The organism is Acinetobacter sp. P1332 (assembly GCF_044057475.1).
In the GTDB taxonomy this organism is placed as follows: domain Bacteria; phylum Pseudomonadota; class Gammaproteobacteria; order Pseudomonadales; family Moraxellaceae; genus Acinetobacter; species Acinetobacter johnsonii.
This window is the reverse complement of record NZ_CP171157.1, coordinates 661,062-679,501: the sequence shown is the minus strand read 5'-3', so window position 1 is coordinate 679,501 and position 18,440 is coordinate 661,062. Positions and strand designations below refer to the sequence as shown.

Annotated in this window: 17 protein-coding genes; 8 read left to right on the top strand and 9 right to left on the bottom strand. The window is 41.8% G+C overall.

The annotated features are described in order from the left end of the window. Positions 1-54 precede the first annotated feature (54 nt). Positions 55-1,170, bottom strand: coding sequence for an NADH:flavin oxidoreductase/NADH oxidase (locus ACFN7Z_RS03275; protein ID WP_010327431.1), 1,116 nt, complete (start codon positions 1,168-1,170; stop codon positions 55-57). Positions 1,171-1,278: 108 nt separating this feature from the next. After that, complete coding sequence (locus ACFN7Z_RS03270) at positions 1,279-2,559, bottom strand: carbohydrate porin (protein ID WP_010327432.1); 1,281 nt, start codon at positions 2,557-2,559, stop codon at positions 1,279-1,281. A 353-nt stretch (positions 2,560-2,912) separates the two neighbouring features. Between ACFN7Z_RS03270 and mutM the strand changes: the two genes are divergently transcribed. Next, positions 2,913-3,767 carry a bifunctional DNA-formamidopyrimidine glycosylase/DNA-(apurinic or apyrimidinic site) lyase gene (gene mutM, locus ACFN7Z_RS03265; RefSeq protein WP_010327433.1) on the top strand — a complete coding sequence of 285 codons (855 nt, stop codon included), beginning with the start codon at positions 2,913-2,915 and terminating at the stop codon, positions 3,765-3,767. Then, entirely contained in the window at positions 3,764-4,048 is a 285-nt protein-coding gene (locus ACFN7Z_RS03260) for a peptidylprolyl isomerase (protein ID WP_004695176.1), read from the top strand. Before mutM ends, ACFN7Z_RS03260 begins: the two co-directional genes overlap by 4 nt. A gap of 39 nt (positions 4,049-4,087) precedes the next feature. Here the strand turns inward: ACFN7Z_RS03260 and ACFN7Z_RS03255 are convergent, their stop codons facing one another. From ACFN7Z_RS03255 to typA, 3 genes are all read right to left on the bottom strand, one after another. After that, positions 4,088-4,432, bottom strand: a complete 345-nt coding sequence (locus tag ACFN7Z_RS03255) for a gamma-glutamylcyclotransferase family protein (RefSeq protein WP_010327434.1) — start codon at positions 4,430-4,432, stop codon at positions 4,088-4,090. A 126-nt stretch (positions 4,433-4,558) separates the two neighbouring features. Continuing rightward, positions 4,559-4,993: a large conductance mechanosensitive channel protein MscL gene (gene mscL / locus ACFN7Z_RS03250; protein WP_004695171.1), complete on the bottom strand. Its 435-nt coding sequence runs from the start codon at positions 4,991-4,993 to the stop codon at positions 4,559-4,561. 201 nt (positions 4,994-5,194) lie between these two features. Further along, entirely contained in the window at positions 5,195-7,033 is a 1,839-nt protein-coding gene (typA, locus tag ACFN7Z_RS03245; RefSeq protein ID WP_010327435.1) for a translational GTPase TypA, read from the bottom strand. Between the two features lie 171 nt (positions 7,034-7,204). On the opposite strand from typA, the gene ACFN7Z_RS03240 reads away from it, so the two are divergent. The 3 genes from ACFN7Z_RS03240 (at position 7,205) to ACFN7Z_RS03230 (ending at position 11,141) form a co-directional block, all read left to right on the top strand. Further along, the gene (locus ACFN7Z_RS03240; protein WP_058951674.1) at positions 7,205-8,575 is read left to right on the top strand and encodes a uracil-xanthine permease family protein; all 1,371 of its coding nucleotides are present in this window, start codon (positions 7,205-7,207) and stop codon (positions 8,573-8,575) included. A gap of 67 nt (positions 8,576-8,642) precedes the next feature. Then, on the top strand, positions 8,643-9,668 hold the full coding sequence (locus ACFN7Z_RS03235; RefSeq protein WP_010327437.1) for a class I SAM-dependent methyltransferase: 1,026 nt from the start codon (positions 8,643-8,645) through the stop codon (positions 9,666-9,668). A gap of 9 nt (positions 9,669-9,677) precedes the next feature. Beyond that, positions 9,678-11,141 carry an amino acid permease gene (locus ACFN7Z_RS03230; protein WP_010327438.1) on the top strand — a complete coding sequence of 488 codons (1,464 nt, stop codon included), beginning with the start codon at positions 9,678-9,680 and terminating at the stop codon, positions 11,139-11,141. A 649-nt stretch (positions 11,142-11,790) separates the two neighbouring features. Here the strand turns inward: ACFN7Z_RS03230 and omp38 are convergent. After that, a complete protein-coding gene (omp38, locus tag ACFN7Z_RS03225) occupies positions 11,791-12,813 on the bottom strand; it encodes an outer membrane protein Omp38 (RefSeq protein WP_010327439.1) in 1,023 nt (340 codons plus the stop codon). A 375-nt stretch (positions 12,814-13,188) separates the two neighbouring features. Between omp38 and ACFN7Z_RS03220 the strand changes: the two genes are divergently transcribed. The 3 genes from ACFN7Z_RS03220 (at position 13,189) to ACFN7Z_RS03210 (ending at position 15,625) form a co-directional block, all read left to right on the top strand. Continuing rightward, positions 13,189-13,713, top strand: a complete 525-nt coding sequence (locus tag ACFN7Z_RS03220) for a GspH/FimT family protein (RefSeq protein WP_010327440.1) — start codon at positions 13,189-13,191, stop codon at positions 13,711-13,713. 100 nt (positions 13,714-13,813) lie between these two features. Beyond that, positions 13,814-14,989: an acetyl-CoA C-acyltransferase gene (locus ACFN7Z_RS03215; RefSeq protein ID WP_005400250.1), complete on the top strand. Its 1,176-nt coding sequence runs from the start codon at positions 13,814-13,816 to the stop codon at positions 14,987-14,989. A gap of 183 nt (positions 14,990-15,172) precedes the next feature. Beyond that, positions 15,173-15,625 (top strand): VOC family protein, encoded by a 453-nt coding sequence (locus tag ACFN7Z_RS03210; RefSeq protein ID WP_010327441.1) that lies wholly within the window; start codon positions 15,173-15,175, stop codon positions 15,623-15,625. A gap of 14 nt (positions 15,626-15,639) precedes the next feature. Here ACFN7Z_RS03210 and ACFN7Z_RS03205 read toward each other — a convergent pair whose 3' ends face one another. The 3 genes from ACFN7Z_RS03205 to ACFN7Z_RS03195 form a co-directional block, all read right to left on the bottom strand. Beyond that, entirely contained in the window at positions 15,640-15,993 is a 354-nt protein-coding gene (locus ACFN7Z_RS03205) for a DMT family transporter (protein WP_395442582.1), read from the bottom strand. Positions 15,994-16,099: 106 nt separating this feature from the next. Continuing rightward, on the bottom strand, positions 16,100-16,585 hold the full coding sequence (locus ACFN7Z_RS03200; protein ID WP_062034136.1) for a DUF934 domain-containing protein: 486 nt from the start codon (positions 16,583-16,585) through the stop codon (positions 16,100-16,102). Beyond that, complete coding sequence (locus ACFN7Z_RS03195) at positions 16,578-18,221, bottom strand: nitrite/sulfite reductase (RefSeq protein WP_262470694.1); 1,644 nt, start codon at positions 18,219-18,221, stop codon at positions 16,578-16,580. Before ACFN7Z_RS03195 ends, ACFN7Z_RS03200 begins: the two co-directional genes overlap by 8 nt. Positions 18,222-18,440 lie beyond the last annotated feature (219 nt).

The window sequence follows — 18,440 nt, the reverse complement described above, 5'->3', positions numbered from 1 at the left end:
TTACTCAGTTGAAATATTTTATAAGACCAATGGCGAAGCAAAACACTTATGAGATTAGAACGCAGAAAACAAATCTTTGATCCCATGTGGCTGACACCGTAAATACTGCGGTGCGATAGAGACTTTCCCACCCAGTTCTGCAGCGGCATGCCACGGCCATCGTGGGTCATACAACATGGCACGCGCCAGACCAATTGCATCGGCTTCTTGCGCTTCTAAAATATGTTCAGCCTGCTTAGCTTCTGTAATCAAGCCCACCGCAATGACTGGAATTTTCACCGCTTGTTTCACTGCATGGGCAAAAGGCACTTGATACTTGGGCTTAATCTGAATGTCTTGTTCCACATGCAAGCCACCACTTGAAACATGAATATAAGCCGCACCGAGTTGCTCTAACGCTTTCGATAGCCCAACCGTTGAATCAATATCCCAACTTTCTGTTGCAGTCGACTCCATCCAATCAGTTGCAGATAAACGTATACCTACGGGATAATTTTCAGGAATAGCTTGTTTAATGGCTTGGAAGACCTCTAAGGTAAATCGAATACGGTTTTCAAAACTTCCACCATATTCATCGGTACGTCGGTTCGACAGCGGTGACATGAACTGATGCAACAAATAGCCATGGGCTGCATGTAGTTCGATCAGCTCAAAACCTGCATCTACTGCGCGTACTGCAGCACTGGCAAAGTCTTCGATGATGTCTTGCATCTCCGTCACACTTAAAGCATGTGGTGCATGCTCTTCGGGCTTAAAGGGGACATCACTGGCAGAAACCGTTTGCCAACCATGCGGTTCATTCGGTTTGATCTGACCTTTTCCTGACCAAGGACGATCGGTCGATGCTTTACGCCCCGCATGTGCCAGTTGAATGGCAAAAGGCATTGGTGAAAGTGTTTTGACTTTTTGAAGCAAGGCCTTCATTTGTGCACGTTGCAAATCATTCCACAGCCCTAAATCCGCAAAACTGATTCGTCCTACAGCTTGTACGGCTGTTGCCTCAACAATACACAAGCCCGCACCTGACAAAGCATAATTGGCCCATTGTTGCTCATGCCAATAGCTCAGCTCACCCGCATCATTGGCTGAGTATTGGCACATCGGCGCAATCACGATTTTATTTGTTAAGTTTAAATCCCCAAATTGAATGGGTTGAAATAATAATGGCATCACAGCTCTCCCTGTACTCACTATGATCTATAACAAATAAAGTGCCTTGCATTCAACGCTAAAAGTGCAAATCTGCTGTCAAACCTTTGCACTTTTATGGCTATCCATTTAGAAAGTAATGCGGCTTCCAAGCCCCAAGACTAATGCATTATCCACCACATGGCTTGAACCTGAGTTGATCACATACTGAATGTTGGGACGTAACATTAACCACGGCGTAGCGTTATAGCTATAGTTCAGTTCAATATTGTATTCTGCGCTCGCATCATACTGTGCTTTACCCGCAGTAAATCGCTCATTCAGATGTACACGATTCACTCCCAAACCTAAAATATCCGTCGGATGCTGCTCAAATACCCCAATATATTTCAGCCCCACTTGCTGTGAGTTGTCTACTTTATTGGTGATGCGGTCATGCCATGTAAAGTTGGCAAAACTATGCAAACCTTGGCGCCCTGCACCCGTTGAAGTCAGTTGCTGTTCGATGGCAATCCATCCTGCAAATGTCCGGTCTTCGCCAACCACACCTTTGCCATAAGCCACATCATATTGGTTATTTGGATCATCTGCGGTGTTATATATCCCACCAACCCGATAGCTCCCCGCCAAACCATTCAATAGTGCTTTCGGTGTCCAAATCACTTCTACTGGAATAGTCACACCGTCGGCATGTTCTGTGTCTAGGCTCCAACCTTGTCCCTCGGCTTTGCCATTGCCATTATCTGGATTGAATTCATAAACACCCACTTGAGTTGTCACTTCAGGGGTCAGTTGATATTTAATGCGACCGCCCCATTGTGAAACCGGCGTATTCATCCAGATATTGCCCTGCCATTTCCCCATTTGTGCGGCACAAAAGGCATTACTAACAAAATCACACGCCATCACATCAAAATCAGAACCTAAACCCAGTCGCCCAACTTTGACACTGAGCCCTTGTTCTTTAAAACGCTTTTCAATCGAAAGCTCTGACAAACGGCTGTCTTGGTTTCCACGGCCATAGGTGGCTTGTACATTGGCTAATTGCGGTGCAGAAGGATCTTGCAAATCTCGAATTGAGGTACTTTGTCCTTGACGCGCAGTCGCAACAAAACGAATGGTGACCCCTTCCCAGCCGGCTAGCTTTTCTAAATCAAATTGTGTGCCTAACCAAAACTGCGAAGCGGTACTTGGGCTTGCACCTGCATTATGCCCGCCATCCGCCAAATAGTTGGTATCTGTTAAAGCATTGGCTTCAAACTTAATGCCTTTTTGCGCCAATTCAGTTCGTTTTCCCTGCCAGTCACCAAACAAATACTGACCCTGTACATCTAACATCTGCTCCGCATGACTCACTGTCGCCCAGGCACACATTGCTGTTGCAAATAAAGAAAAAGAAAACTGTCGCATAAAACCCAAGCCCCAAACTAAAATGAAGAACAATCCATTTCATTTAAATGAAAAATTTAATGAAAAGTACATAATTTTTAAATAAAGATCTCAGCAAAATTTTTATCATTAAGTCAAAAAAAAGTTATCAATATCGCCCACAGCTATAAATAGAAGATTTGATTTGAGTGATTCATGGCAGTTTTCACTCAATTCAAGAGTGTAATTTAAGGAGGATGATTCCTGATCACAGCAGACAATCCCGCACTTTAGCTTTCTAAAAATGTGCTAAAGCCAAGCCTCTCGCTGAAATCACTTGCAATCTCGCGTGTACACCGCAATATTAGCCTCAAGTTTTATCAGCTCATGTTGCCATGCCAGAATTACCCGAAGTTGAAACCACCAAAGCCAGTTTAGCTCCGTTATTAGATCAACAAGTGCTCAGTGTTGAAGTTCGCCAGTCGAGCCTGCGCTGGCCGATTCCCGCCGATCTCAGCAAACTGGTGGGTCAGCGTTTAATTCAACTCAAACGCCGTTCTAAATACATTTTGGCCATTTTTGAACAAGACACGATGCTTTGGCATTTGGGTATGTCTGGTAGTTTCCGTATTTGTGAGGTGGGTGAAACCCTGCGTAAACACGATCATTTGATTATTCGTTTTGAAGATGTCGAGCTACGCTACCATGATCCGCGCCGCTTCGGCTGTATTTTATGGTTGGATGAATATTCGCAAACCAAGTTAATCGATACCCTTGGGCCTGAACCACTGAGTGCTGATTTTAACGCTGAATATTTAAGCCAAAAGTTAAAAAGCAAACAGGTCGGCATAAAAGTTGCAATCATGGATAACCATGTGGTGGTTGGTGTCGGAAATATCTATGCCACAGAGAGTTTGTTTAATTTGAGCATACACCCTGCGCAAGTGGCGTCTAGTTTAACACCCAGCCAAATTGAAAAATTGGTGGTCGAGATTAAACGTATTTTGCAGCAGGCCATCGATTTAGGTGGGTCTACCCTGCGGGACTATTCCAACGCAATGGGTGAAAATGGTTACTTTCAACAAACTTTATTGGCTTATGGTCGAGCAGGTGAAATGTGTGTGAACTGCGAGACTACGCTTGAAAACATCAAACTGGGACAGCGTGCTTCTGTGTTTTGTCCCGAATGCCAACCGCTGAAAAAAGTGCAACCTAAGCCCAAAGCCACAGCTCGAGGAAAAACCAAATGAAAACTGCCATTGTTCGTCATATTTTGGTCAAAGACAAAGACCTCGCTGAACAACTGAAAAAGAAAATCCACGATGGCGCCGATTTCGCCAAAATTGCTAAGCAATACTCCACCTGTAATTCAGCTAAACGCGGTGGTGAACTAGGTGAAGTCAAAAAAGGCCAATTGGTGCCTGTGATTGATAAATTGGTCTTTAGTGCTGCTGAAAAAGTACTACATGGCCCCATCAAGAGCCAATTTGGTTTTCATTTACTAGAAATTAAATTCCGTATGGATTTTTAAATAGTTACCCAGTGTGTGATGTGTTTGAGTATAAGCACATCACGAACACTGTATCTGAGCCTCTTTCATCTCATATGTCCAAGCATCAACGCGTTCGCCAGATTCCAGCGTCCCTTGTACTCTCACCCGTCGATACTGTATCCCTTCAAATTCATCCAATGCATCCCAATGTTCGGCCAATTTTTCACTGCTAAAAAAATATCCTTCAACCGCTGCTGCTTGTGGGTCTAAGACGATGGCGAATAAGCCTTTGTCGGGTCCCCAATCCAAAATATGCACCACGCCATGCACATAGCCTTTTTGCCATGTTCCACCTATGCGCTCTAAAAGATGGGCATTTTCATGATTTGGACGGAGCGTCCCATAGACAAATAATTGGTTCATTTGGCATCACCACAGCTATTCAATCAGCGCGCATCATAAAACCAAAACTGTATAAAAACCAGTCTTTGGATAAGATACAGACATAAAAAACGGCACTTAATGTGCCGTTTTATTTTAACCGTTCGATTACTGACGTTTTTTCAATTCATCACGAATTTCACGTAGTAACTCGATATCTTCTGGCGTTGCTGCTGGTTCTGGCGCTGCTTCTTCTTGTTTACGGCGCATACGATTAATCATTTTCACCATTAAGAACACCACCCATGCCAAAATGATGAAGTTAATTAAAATCGTAAGGAAGTTACCATAAGTCAGGACGTTCACCCCAGCTTTGGTCAACTCATCTAAAGACTGTAAATTATTTGGGTTGTCCCCCAAAACAAAGAATTTCTGTGTGAAATCTACACCACCACCAGTCACAACCGTGATCAATGGCATGATGATGTCTTTCACCAATGAATCGACAATTTTACCAAATGCACCACCGATGATTACACCGACAGCCAAATCAATCATGTTGCCTTTTACCGCAAATTCGCGGAATTCTTGAACAATACTCATCTAAATCTCCAGTTATTTTTTGACTTTAATTTATGTGACGAAGTATACATTAATTTTATAGCTTCATTTCCACGTAATTTACTCGGAAATCATCTGCTTTTATATATTGGTTTGCTAATTTTAAACAAAAAAATGCCATCAATAAATTGATGGCATTTTTAAATGTTGCGGCCCCGCATGGGGCAACATCATTTTTAAAACTTATTTACCAGAACGATTACGTTTACGTTCGTTTTCAGTCAAGTAGCGCTTACGGATACGGATTGACTTAGGTGTTACTTCAACTAATTCATCATCTTCAATGAATTCAAGCGCTTGTTCAAGCGTATATTCAACAGCAGGAACAAGAGTCAACGCATCATCAGTACCAGAAGCACGTACGTTTGTTAACTGTTTTGCTTTAGTTGGGTTAACTGTCATGTCATCTGAACGAGAGTTAATACCAATGATCATACCTTCGTAAACTTCTAACTGAGGTTTAGCAAATAGACGACCACGGTCTTGCAATGTGAACAATGCATAGCCAAGGCAAGTACCTTGAACCATAGAAATCAACACACCGTTTTGACGTTTCGCAACAGTACCTTGTTTCATTGGACCGTAGTGTGAGAAGCTTGAAGTCATGATTCCTGTACCAGAAGTCATGGTCAAGAATTCTGAACGGAAACCAATTAAGCCACGTGAAGGAACAGTTGCTTCAATACGGATACGGCCTTTACCGTCAACTTCCATATTCGTCATTTCGCCTTTACGGTGACCCATTTGTTCCATTACAGAACCTTGGTGCTGTTCTTCAACGTCAAATGTTACGTTTTCGTATGGCTCTTGCTTTTCGCCATCAACTTCTTTCAAGATTACTTGTGGACGTGATACGCCCATCTCGAAGCCTTCACGACGCATGTTTTCAATAAGAACTGAAAGGTGAAGTTCACCACGACCTGATACTTTAAAGCTATCAGGACTATCAGTATCTTCAACACGAAGCGCAACGTTGTGAATTAATTCGCGGTCAAGACGTTCACGGATATTACGTGAAGTAACAAATTTACCTTCTTTACCCGCAAACGGAGAGTTGTTTACTTGGAAAGTCATGGTTACTGTAGGTTCATCTACAGACAATGCTGGTAAAGCTTCAACATTTTTCGGATCACAAATGGTGTCAGAAATATGAAGTTCATCAATACCTGTGATACACACGATATCGCCTGCTTGAGCAGATTCAACATCAACACGCTCTAAACCATGGTAACCCATGATTTTTAAGATACGACCGTTACGTGTCTTACCGTCTTTATCAATCACAGTTACTGGTGTGTTTAATTTTACAGAACCACGTTGAATACGACCAACACCGATAACACCAACGAAGCTGTTATAGTCAAGTGATGAAATCTGCATTTGGAATGGACCATCAACATCGACTGCTGGTGGTTCAACAATGTCTACAATTGTTTGGAACAACGGCGTCATATCTTCCGCTAATTCTTCTGGAGATGGACCAGCAACACCACGAAGACCTGAAGCGTAAACAACTGGGAAGTCTAACTGTTCGTCAGAACCACCAAGGTTATCAAACAAATCAAATACTTGATCAATAACCCAATCTGGACGCGCGCTTGGCTTGTCGACTTTGTTGATAATTACGATTGGCTTCAAACCACGTGCGAACGCTTTTTGCGTTACGAAACGAGTTTGTGGCATTGGGCCTTCTTGAGAGTCGACAAGAAGAAGTACACAGTCAACCATCGACATTACACGTTCAACTTCACCACCGAAGTCTGCGTGTCCTGGGGTGTCGACGATGTTAATACGGTATTCTGTATTGGTACGTGCATCTAACCATTTGATTGCAGTGTTTTTTGCAAGAATGGTAATACCACGTTCACTTTCAATCGCGCCTGAATCCATGACACGCTCAATCTCGCCTGCACGATCGCCAAGTGCACCTGATTGCTGTAAAAGTTTGTCTACTAGAGTGGTTTTACCGTGGTCAACGTGCGCAATGATGGCAATGTTGCGGAGAGTTTTGATATCTGACATGTAAATTCGATACGCCTAAAGTTTGAGGGCAAATTATACAGAAAAATAATAGAATTTAGTAGTGACAGTTTATTGACAGACTCATTTTTTTTGATAAGTGGTGTGTAATTAATTTTGTAAAGCTGTGTAAAGCGATTAGAATAGCGCCACCTTGCTAACACCCTTTGACATATGTCTGATCAAAATCTCTCTCCCAATCAAACAGATCAACTCGATTTGGTCTATGGTTTAAACGACCGCCCTCGCCCAATCATTGCTTTTCTTGCTGCCTTTCAACATCTCCTTGCAATTATTGTCCCAATTGTTACTCCAGGCTTACTCATCTGCCTAGCGCTTGGTGTGTCGAAAGAAGACACTAACATGATTTTATCCATGTCTTTGGTCATCTCAGGGATTGCAACCTTCTTACAATGTAAAAAAGTTGGACCTTTTGGTGCAGGCTTATTGATTGTTCAGGGCACCAGTTTTAACTTTATCGGACCGATTATTGGAATTGGCTCTGCCATGGTTGCTGCTGGTACTCCTGTAGAATCCGTCATGGCTGCAATTTTTGGTGTGGTAATCGCAGGTTCATTTATTGAAATGGGCGTGTCACGTATTCTGCCTTGGGTGAAAATGCTCATTACCCCATTGGTCACAGGCATTGTGGTGTTATTGATTGGTTTGACCCTCATTAAAGAAGGTCTGATCAGCATGGGTGGTGGCTATCAAGCCATGTCAAACAATACCTTTGCCAATGCAGACAACCTAATCATGTCGTGTACGGTTTTAGGCTTAATTATCTTGCTGAATCGCATCCGTATTACATGGGTAAAAAGTTCTGCTATCTTAATTGCCTTAATTGCAGGGTACACTCTTGCAGGCTTTATGGGGCATCTGGATTTTTCTGGTCTTAAAGACGCACCTTTAATCCAAGTTCCGACGCCAATGCATTTTGGACTCAGCTTCTCTTGGAGCTTGTTTATTCCAATGGCCTTCATCTATTTAGTGACGTCTTTAGAAGCAATTGGTGATATCACCGCGACTTCAAAACTTTCCAACCAGCCTGTGGATGGTGCCACTTGGATGGAACGTATTAAAGGCGGTGTCTTGGTGAATGGTGCAAACTCTTTCCTTGCTGGTATTTTCAATACCTTTCCTAGTTCGGTCTTTGCACAAAATAATGGCGTGATTCAGCTTACTGGTGTTGCGAGCCGTTATGTCGGCATCTGGATTGCCGCATTATTGGTGATTCTAGGTTTACTCCCTGCTGTTGCAGGTGTGATTCAGGCAGTGCCTCAAGCTGTTTTAGGTGGCGCTGTAATGGTAATGTTTGGAGCTGTAGCAGCTTCTGGAATTAACATTCTGTCAGGTATTCATCTTGACCGCCGCGCACTACTGATTATTGCCATTTCATTGGCACTCGGTTTAGGTGTTGCACAAGTTCCACAAATTTTGGAACACTTACCTGAATTATTCCGTAACATCTTCAGTTCAGGTGTTGCGACAGGTGGTATTGCAGCCTTGTTATTAAATATTATTCTTCCTGAAACGAAGAAATAATTGTTCATTTCAGTATGCACTTTGCCCAGCACTGTCTGGGCATCGTTTTTACAATGGAGTATATAAAATGGATCCACGAAGTGAAGTTGTTCTTCGCCAGCAAGAATTTCTCTCTGGTTCAGTTTTACTGGTCAATGCACCGTGTGACGAATTAAACACACAGTTAATTGGTACTGTAGAACCACATTTTTGGACATGGAATTTTAACGAATTACAATATTTCCAAAACCAACAAAGTGATGTGCATTTTGATACAGATTTGCCTGATGTCGCTTTTGATCAAGCCATCGTGTTTGTTCCAAAGTCAAAAGAACTACTCAATTATGTGCTACACCAACTGGTGAGTCGTTTGGCCGTAGGCGCATCGATCTTTTTAGTTGGTGAAAAGAAAGGCGGTGTAGAACGCGCCTCTAAACAGCTGCAACCTTTTGGTAAAACCCTCAAATTAGACAGCGCTCGACATTGTCAAATGTGGCAACTGGTCACCGAAAAAACCGTAACGGCAAAACCTTTGGCCGATTGGGCACAACACTACACTGTACCAACCCCGAAAGGTGAATTACAGATTTGCGCATTACCGGGTGTATTTAGTCAAAATCGTCTGGACGTGGGTACAGCCGTGTTATTGCCTCATCTTTCACAGGTCACTTCTGGAAAAATTGCAGACTTTGGCTGTGGTGCAGGCGTGATCAGTGCTTATTTAGCCAAGTTAAATCCGAAAAATCGCATTTTTGCACTCGATGTCGATGCCTTTGCATTAGCTTCAACAAAAATGACTTTTGAGAAAAATAACCTTTTACCAGAACAACTTGAGATTAAAGCGGTACACGGAATTGAGGATGCTCCTCTGTTTTTACACGCAATCGTCAGTAACCCCCCATTCCATCAAGGCATTCATACAGATTACAATGCCAGCGAAAATTTATGCAAAACATCCCGTCGCCATCTTAAATCGGATGGCGAGTTGTGGATTGTTGCCAACCGCTTTCTGAATTATCCATTACTCATTGAGCAAAGTTTTGGCCAATGTACAACCAAAGCCGATCAACAAGGCTTTAAAGTGCTGTTTGCCAGCACACAAAAGAAATCTTAAGGAACAATGATGAGCGAAATGACTCAACCAGCTCAACTCAAGCGGAAGCTTGGAGCTCGCCATCTGAATATGATCGCCATTGGTGGCTCAATTGGTACAGGTTTATTCCTTGCCTCAGGTGCAACCATTGCAAATGCTGGCCCTGGCGGGGCGTTATTGGCCTACTGCTTAATTGGTGTGATGATTTACTTTCTCATGACCAGTCTGGGTGAGTTGGCAACACACAACCCAACATCCGGTGCATTTTTCACCTATGGCACCAAGTATGTTGAAGGTGGTTTTGGTTTCGCCCTTGGCTGGAACTATTGGTATAACTGGGCCATTACGGTTGCATTTGAATTGGTTGCAGTCCAATTCATTATGAAATTCTGGTTTCCCGATCTGCCCGGTTTCTACTGGAGTGCTCTCTTCTTAGCTGTTGTCTTTGGGATCAATGCACTGACAGTCAAAGGCTTTGGTGAAAGTGAGTTCTTCTTCTCCTTGGTTAAAGTCCTTGCCATCATTGTATTTATCATCATTGGTATTTTCATGATTGGTAAAATCATGATGACGCCAGGTGTCGCAACTTTTGCCAACTGGACCAAAGGTGAAGCACCCTTCGTTGGTGGCTTATCTGCACTGATTGGTGTCGCTATGATTGCAGGGTTCTCGTTCCAAGGTACCGAAATGGTCGGTGTTGCTGCAGGTGAATCGAAGGATCCACAAAAGACGATCCCGATTGCCATCAAACAGATTTTTTGGCGCATCCTACTGTTTTATGTGGTGTGTATTTTCATTATCGGTACACTCATTTCATATGATGATCCACTTTTGTTACAAGCGGCTTCATCAGAGAATATTGCACTCTCTCCATTTACCTTACTCTATGAAAAAGCTGGTTTTGCCTTTGCTGCCAGTGTTATGAATGCCGTGATTTTAACCGCGATTCTATCGGCAGGTAATTCAGGGATGTATTCATCGACGCGTATGCTGTTCAATATGGCCCAAAATGGCAGTGCACCTAAACTGTTTGCCAAATTAGACCCACGCGGCGTACCCATGAATGCACTTTATGCGACAACTGCAATTGCTGCACTTTGCTTCTTAACTACTTTCATTGGCGAAGAACAGGTCTTTAATTGGCTGCTCAACATGTCGGGTATGTGTGGCTTTATTGTTTGGTTAGGGATTGCTGTTTCACACTATCGTTTCCGTAAAGGATATGTTGCCCAAGGGCATAAGGTTGAAGACTTAGCTTATCGTGCAAAATTCTTCCCCTTTGCCCCTTGGTTTGCCTTTATCCTGTGCGCCATTGTTGTTTTAGGTCAAAACTACCAAGCGGTACTTGATGGCGAATGGCTCTCTGTTTTATCGACCTATATTGGTATTTTCTTATTCTTGGCGATTTGGCTAGGCTATAAATGGAAATACAAAACCAAACTGGTTTCTTACCAAGAAATGGATGTCAGTCCAATGAATCCTGATCGCGAATAAAATTCTTTCATAATAAAAAACAGCCTTCGGGCTGTTTTTTTATTATCATTTATTCATTTACTAAAGCCGTAAAGCATAAATTAATAACGCAATTTTCAATAAGACAGTTCAATTATTGAAGTTACATAGAATCGATAGTTATGACTCGGATCCATCCTAAACTTAGTTAATATTCTGTAACTAGCATCCGTTCACTTGCGCGATGAACAATTTACATATTTAGGTAGTAAAAATTTAGCCTCTCAATTCGCACCGCCATAACTAAATAAAACGGCTTATTGAGCACTGATCTCTCTCAAATTCCTAGCCCCTAAATATCAAGCCAGAAATATTATCTCGCTAGCAAACAAATCTTTATAAAAATCAATAACTAGAAATATCCATTCACTCTTAAGGCAAAATTATTATCGATGTAGTGAAGCATGAGTGACGGAAATCCACTTTTCATTCTTCTTATATTCATCCTCTAAAATTAAATACTTCTAACTATATTTAATATCCTATACGTAGCTAACCATGACCACCGTAAGCCTTAAAGGCTCTTGCATTGAGCTCGAGTTTATTTTCAACGATGTGAGTTAACATAAATTTCATTATTTTAGACATAAAAAAACGACTCCGAAGAGTCGTTTTTTAGTTAAAACTCAGATTATTGAGCTTGAACTGTACGGCTGCCAGAAATTGTCGCGAATACACGACGGTTCATAGCACGGCCTTCTTTAGTGTTGTTGTCAGCAATCGGTTGGTCCCAAGCGAAACCTTGAGTAGACAAACGAGCTGGATCAACGTTGTATTCGTTTACTAGAGACGATTTAACAGAGTTAGCACGAGCTAAAGATAAACGTTCGTTCAATGCACGTGGACCAGTGTTGTCTGTGTGACCTTCGATGCGAGCAGTAGCGTTTGGATATTCAACTAACTTCTCAGCAACTTTAGCGATTTCTGGCTTGTATTGGTCTTTGATGTTTGATTTGTTTGTATCAAAGAACACACGAAGTTCCATGTTAAGGTCTTCAGTTAACTCTTGTGGTTCAACTGGAGCAACTGGCTCAACTGGAGCAACTTCTACTACTGGAGCAGCAGGTTTCAAGTGACCACCAAGAACTACGTTAAGACCAGCAAGTGCTGTATAGTTCCAGAAATCTTCATCGATGTTGTAAGTAGCACGAGCTTCAGTACGTAGAGACAAAGCATCGTTCAAGCGCCAGAAAGCACCGAAACCAGCATTACCTAAAGTACCTTCTTCTTTAAGGCCACGACCAGCACGACCTAGATCGTTATCAAACTCGTATTTGTAGTGACCAGCACCTAAAAGTACATATGGCTTGATTTTGCTGTCGTAGTTTTTAGTAATCAAGTCAGAAGTAGCATAGAAATTACCGTTGATTTGCGTTTGCTTGTATTCAGCATTCGCTTGGTCAACCATGTCACCTTTAACTTGGTTGTATTCCGCTTCAAAACCTAACCAAGGAGTAAGCTCTACACCAAGTGCAGCACCAACAAATAGGTCATCATCCATTTGAGCTGAATCAGTCAAATGATCACCACCATTATTATGTTGAGTGTCTTGGAAAGTGTAACCAAGCATTAATGGAGTAACAGTTACGCCCGCGTTTGCAGCAGCTAAAGGAGCAGCTACGAGCATTGCTAATGCAATACGACTCATTTTCATGGATTTATCCTCCAGAGATAACAATTGTTTTTCAAGCTTAAGCTTAAAATTATTTAACAATTCTGAGATAGGCTTTTTTATACCCCAGTTTTATTTTTAAGCTATTCGCAATGAATCATACAAACACTTTATTTTTTTTCCAAGTGCTTGATAACTTTAATCAAGTAAATTATTGACAAAATTACTTACAATTTCCGTTGTAATTCGGTAATTTTTTACTCAATTTTTACTTGCGAATAGCTTATTTTCACTTGTATTACATTTTAACAGCTTTTTAAACAAGTTGAGTACTACTAATTATGTATAAAATTTGTTTTATAAACAAAGCTTTAATAAATAAAAAATAGCTCTATAACAACAAAACTGGATAACCATATGTTTTTTATCAATAAAAAAGGGTTCACTTTATTCGAACTCATGATCACTATTAGCATTATTCTGATCATTTGTACAATCGCACTTCCTCACTTTCATCAGTATATGGCCTCACAAGAGCGCAGCAAAACACTGAATACATTACGAAATAGTATTCAGGCAGCCAAAAATATGGCCAACCTGCAACGTCAAAATATCACCATTTGCCCAAGTCAAGACCTCGTTCAATGCCAAAATCATCAGTGGAACATGGGCTTTATTGTATTTATCGATAATAATAAAAACCGACGAGTAGATACCAGTGAAACGATTATTCGGACAGAACAACAGCAGCTCAAATATGGCAATCTTGATTGGCGTGGCACACTCAGTCTTCCATCGTTAAGCTTTAAAGCTGAAAATGGCCTCCCCCTTGGCTCAAATGGAACTTTCTATTATTGCTCTATGCAAAGTCAGGATCACTTTAAATTAGTCATGAGCAAAATGGGGCAGACCCGGACTGAACCCCTCGATGCCTGTAACTAGACCCATGAGTCCATAATCACGTTTTCAGCTTTTCTCGCTAGCAAATTTGCATATACTGCTTAAGTTTCCAACAAAACGTATAAGTGATTCGGAGAAGAAAATGACAGACATCGTAATTGTGAATGGTGCTCGTACAGCAATGGGCGGTTTTCAAGGCAGTTTAGCCAGTGTAACCGCTCCAGAGCTCGGTGCTGTAACGATTAAAGAAGCGATTGCTCGTGCTGGCCTACACGCAAACGATGTAGAAGAAGTAATCATGGGCTGTGTTCTACCTGCGGGATTAAAGCAAGGTCCAGCACGCCAAGCTATGCGCCAAGCAGGTTTACCTGATTCAACAGGTGCTGTGACCATCAATAAATTATGTGGTTCTGGCATGAAAGCGGTAATGCAAGCTGCGGATATGATCAAAGCAGGTTCAGCAAATATCGTGGTTGCAGGTGGCATGGAGTCGATGACCAATGCTCCTTATATTTTAACCAAAGCGCGTGCGGGCTACCGTATGGGGCATGGCGATGTTAAAGACCACATGTTCCTTGATGGCTTAGAAGATGCAGAAACAGGTCGATTGATGGGTTCTTTTGCACAAGATATGGCCAATACTCGTGGCTATACGCGTGAGCAAATGGATGCCTTCGCGATTCGCTCTTTAGAGCGCGCACAAACAGCGGTCAACGAAGGTTACTTTGCAGATGAAATCGTGCCTGTGACAGTTTCATCTCGCAAAGGTGATGTTGTCGTTGATAAAGATGAACAACCGTTCAATGCCAATATTGCAAAAATTCCAAGCCTTCGCCCTGCTTTTGCTAAAGATGGCACCATCACTGCAGCAAATGCAAGTTCAATCTCGGATGGTGCATCCGCACTAGTTTTAACTTCAGCAGAAAATGCATCGAGCAAAGGTTTAGCACCATTAGCCAAAATTGTGGCTTATGCATCGAACTCACAACATCCATCAGAGTTCACCATTGCACCAGTCGGTGCAATTGAAAAAGTGCTTAAGAAAACAGGTTGGAATGCACAGGACGTAGATCTTTGGGAAATCAATGAAGCTTTTGCGATGGTAACTATGTGTCCAATCGATGACTTCAAACTTGATCCAGCAAAAGTGAACATCAATGGTGGAGCTTGCGCATTGGGTCACCCTGTCGGTTCAACTGGTTCACGTATTATCCTGACTTTGATTCATGCGCTTAAACGTACAGGTGGTAAAAAAGGGATTGCGGCACTATGCATCGGCGGTGGTGAAGCGACTGCTGTAGCGATTGAATTACTTTAAGATGCAAGCAACCCTCTTTTATTGACATATTTTATACAATAAAACATTGGATAATTAGCTGATATAAAAGCGACATTTATGAAAATCCCTCGACTGCGAGGGATTTTTTATTACAAGATTGTATTAGGGCCGATCTCAACGACTTGTTAAAATAACGACGAAAAAAACAACAAGGATAAGACAATGCAACTGAATCACTACCTCAACTTTGATGGTCAAACTGAAGCCGCTTTTAATTTTTACAAGTCTGTCTTTGGTGGAGAGTTTGCAACGTTCATGCGTTATGGAGACTTACCTTCAGATGAAAGTTCATTCGCCCTTTCCGAAGCTGACCAACAAAAAATCATGCATGTTTCGCTTCCCATCAATGCCAGCACGATTCTGATGGCTTCGGATACCAATGATCAGTTTTGCGCTCAAAGCAATACCGTCTTTACTGTAGGCAACAACCACTATATTTCCATTAACTTAGATGCCCATGAACAAGCCGATGCAAAACGCTTATTTGATGCACTTTCAGTCAATGGAAAAATAGAAATGCCTCTAGAGAAAACGTTTTGGGGCGCACTCTATGGTGCATTTACCGATCAGTTTGGAATTAAATGGATGGTGAATTGCCAATTAGAAGAAGGATAAAATGCATCTTCTTTTTAAACATCAATATTTGAAAATTGCGCAATAATGGTAAGCCCCACGGTAATAAAACCGATACCGAGCCATCCAGCCAAATCGATGCTCTGTCCTAAAAATGCTTTAGCAAGAAGTGCTGTGGCAATGACACCAATGCCAGACCACAGCACATATAAAATTCCCGCTTGCATAAATTTCAAGGCATACGCTGCACACGTAAAAGAAATCATATAAAGCACCAGTGCAATGCCTTGATCCAATTTATTGACCAAGCCATTGCCTTTCGCGGAATAAAAAGTCGAAAGCACATCTGTAGCAATAGCAATAAGTAGCCAAATGACACCGGGATTAATTTTTGCAAAAAGTGCCATCATGTCCAATTTACCTGTTTCTTTTTCTTCAATTTGTTCATCAAAAATGCTGCGTATAAATACAAAAAAGCTGAACCGAAGTCCAGCTTTTCATTGCTTGCTTAAAAAATTAAGCGCCCGTTTGATAACTGGCTTGTGCAACGGCTGTTGATGCTTGATACGGATTTCGAAAATCATTTAAACCCGCAGCAGCTTCAAGAATGTCTTTACCTTCTTTAATGACAAAGGTATCAAAGCCTGAACGTTTCATGTAGTTCAAGACATCTTTAAACACGTCACCTGTTGCACGTAGTTCACCTTGGAAACCTTGGCGACGTAATAGCGCTGCAAATGAATAGCCACGACCATCGTTAAAACCGGCAAAATCAATAAAGATGGCATCTAGCTGATCTAAAGGGAACTCATGCGTTTCAGGAGAAGCATCGACTGTAACCAGTAGTGCTTTTTTACCCGAAACTTCAGCCAATTGATCTAACTGCTCAACCGTTAAAACCACATCACCTTGCGGTAAAACACCATCTTCACCAATCACTTGATAAGTATTGTCTGCAATCGAGCCATCTTTAGAGAGGACTTGTAGTGCTGTATTAAGCATATGCACGCTCCTTAAAGGGTTGAATGCCTACACGGCGATAAGTATCGATGAATTCTTCACCCTCAGCACGAAGGTCAAGATAAGTATTTAAAATTTCTTCAACGATGTCTGGCACAACTTCAGCTGCAAATGAAGGGCCTAAAATGTCACCAATTGAAGCATCATGATCGGCATTACCACCCAAAGTGATTTGGTAGAATTCAGCGCCTTTTTTGTCTACACCTAAAATACCAATGTTGCCCACATGGTGATGACCACATGCATTCATACAACCTGAAATATTCAGATCCAGTTTGCCAAGGTTATAAATGGTATCTAAGTCATCAAAACGGCGTGAAATCGCTTCTGAAATAGGAATCGATTTCGCATTTGCCAGTGAACAGAAGTCACCACCTGGGCAGCAAATAATGTCGGTTAAGAAACCAATGTGCGCACGTGCTAGATTGTTTTTCTCAAGAATAGCCCACAGTTCAAATAAATCTTTCTGCGGAACATCCACCAAAGAAATATTTTGCTCATGCGTGGTCCGCAGTTCACCAAAGGTGTATTTGTCTGCAAGGTCTGCAATCAAATTCATCTCTTCCGTGGTCACATCACCCGGTGCAATACCAGTGCGCTTCAACGAAATTGTTACAATACGATAGCCCTTCACTTTGTGAGCATTGGTATTGATATTGAACCACTGTTTGAATTTGGGATGCGCAGCAAACTGTTCAGAAAAATCTTCATCTGCATAATCTTGATAATCAAACGGTATAAATTCTTCGTCTAATTTCTGCAAAATTTCAGGCTGAATTTTTAAAGTTTTAATGGTATGCGCAAACTCAGCTTCGACTTTTTCAGCAAAAACTTGAGGCGTCAACGCTTTCACCAAAATCTTAATACGTGCTTTGTATTTATTATCACGGCGACCGTGTAAGTTATAAACACGCAGTACTGCTTCTAAGTAAGCAATCAGGTCTTCACGTGGCAAGAAGTCACGAATGAAACTACCAATCACAGGGGTACGACCTAAGCCACCACCGACTTTAATTTTATAGCCGATCTCGCCTGCTGCATTTTTAACGATATACACCCCAATATCATGGAATGATGTCGCTGCACGATCAGTTTCTTCAAGTGCTGATACAGCAATCTTGAACTTACGTGGCAAGAAGGCAAACTCTGGGTGGAAGGTTGACCATTGACGGATCAATTCACACGTTGGACGTGGGTCAGCCACTTCACCAGCAACCACACCCGCATATTGGTCTGTAGTCGTGTTACGAATACAGTTACCCGAAGTTTGGATCGCATGCATTTGTACAGAAGCTAGCTCTTGAAGCATGTCTGGAACATTTTCTAGCGCAGGCCAGTTAAACTGAATATTCTGACGCGTTGAAACGTGTGCATAACCACGGTCAAACTCAGTTGCAAGTTCTGCAACTTTGCGCAATTGCGTTGAGTTCATTAAGCCATAAGGCACAGCAATACGTAACATTGGTGCATAGCGTTGTACATAGAGACCGTTTTGAAGACGTAATGGGCGGTACTCATCTTCAGTGAGTTTTCCAGCTAAATAACGTTCCGTTTGGTCACGGAACTGTGCAACACGTTCATTGATCAGTTGCTGATCGAAATCAGTATATAAATACATGGCGTACAGCTAGTAGTTTCATTATAACGGCTGACAGCATAACGAGATTTAAACTATCAACAAAATGCGTTTTTTACATATTTCATAGCTGTTTTATTGATAAGGATAAGTAGATGTATTGTTTGTCCCTAATCCTAAAGGTTTTTTCTGATTAAAGTATTTTTTATTAGATACTTATACATTATTCAGCTAACCCCGTTCAGCCTATCACATACACAC

Excerpts from the sequence above, each read along its gene's own strand:
- ACFN7Z_RS03275 (WP_010327431.1), bottom strand. The coding sequence starts at position 1,170 with ATGCCATTATTATTTCAACCCATTCAATTTGGGGATTTAAACTTAACA.
- ACFN7Z_RS03270 (WP_010327432.1), bottom strand. The coding sequence starts at position 2,559 with ATGCGACAGTTTTCTTTTTCTTTATTTGCAACAGCAATGTGTGCCTGG.
- mutM (WP_010327433.1), top strand. The coding sequence starts at position 2,913 with ATGCCAGAATTACCCGAAGTTGAAACCACCAAAGCCAGTTTAGCTCCG.
- ACFN7Z_RS03260 (WP_004695176.1), top strand. The coding sequence starts at position 3,764 with ATGAAAACTGCCATTGTTCGTCATATTTTGGTCAAAGACAAAGACCTC.
- ACFN7Z_RS03255 (WP_010327434.1), bottom strand. The coding sequence starts at position 4,432 with ATGAACCAATTATTTGTCTATGGGACGCTCCGTCCAAATCATGAAAAT.
- mscL (WP_004695171.1), bottom strand. The coding sequence starts at position 4,993 with ATGAGTATTGTTCAAGAATTCCGCGAATTTGCGGTAAAAGGCAACATG.
- typA (WP_010327435.1), bottom strand. The coding sequence starts at position 7,033 with ATGTCAGATATCAAAACTCTCCGCAACATTGCCATCATTGCGCACGTT.
- ACFN7Z_RS03240 (WP_058951674.1), top strand. The coding sequence starts at position 7,205 with ATGTCTGATCAAAATCTCTCTCCCAATCAAACAGATCAACTCGATTTG.
- ACFN7Z_RS03235 (WP_010327437.1), top strand. The coding sequence starts at position 8,643 with ATGGATCCACGAAGTGAAGTTGTTCTTCGCCAGCAAGAATTTCTCTCT.
- ACFN7Z_RS03230 (WP_010327438.1), top strand. The coding sequence starts at position 9,678 with ATGAGCGAAATGACTCAACCAGCTCAACTCAAGCGGAAGCTTGGAGCT.
- omp38 (WP_010327439.1), bottom strand. The coding sequence starts at position 12,813 with ATGAAAATGAGTCGTATTGCATTAGCAATGCTCGTAGCTGCTCCTTTA.
- ACFN7Z_RS03220 (WP_010327440.1), top strand. The coding sequence starts at position 13,189 with ATGTTTTTTATCAATAAAAAAGGGTTCACTTTATTCGAACTCATGATC.
- ACFN7Z_RS03215 (WP_005400250.1), top strand. The coding sequence starts at position 13,814 with ATGACAGACATCGTAATTGTGAATGGTGCTCGTACAGCAATGGGCGGT.
- ACFN7Z_RS03210 (WP_010327441.1), top strand. The coding sequence starts at position 15,173 with ATGCAACTGAATCACTACCTCAACTTTGATGGTCAAACTGAAGCCGCT.
- ACFN7Z_RS03205 (WP_395442582.1), bottom strand. The coding sequence starts at position 15,993 with ATGATGGCACTTTTTGCAAAAATTAATCCCGGTGTCATTTGGCTACTT.
- ACFN7Z_RS03200 (WP_062034136.1), bottom strand. The coding sequence starts at position 16,585 with ATGCTTAATACAGCACTACAAGTCCTCTCTAAAGATGGCTCGATTGCA.
- ACFN7Z_RS03195 (WP_262470694.1), bottom strand. The coding sequence starts at position 18,221 with ATGTATTTATATACTGATTTCGATCAGCAACTGATCAATGAACGTGTT.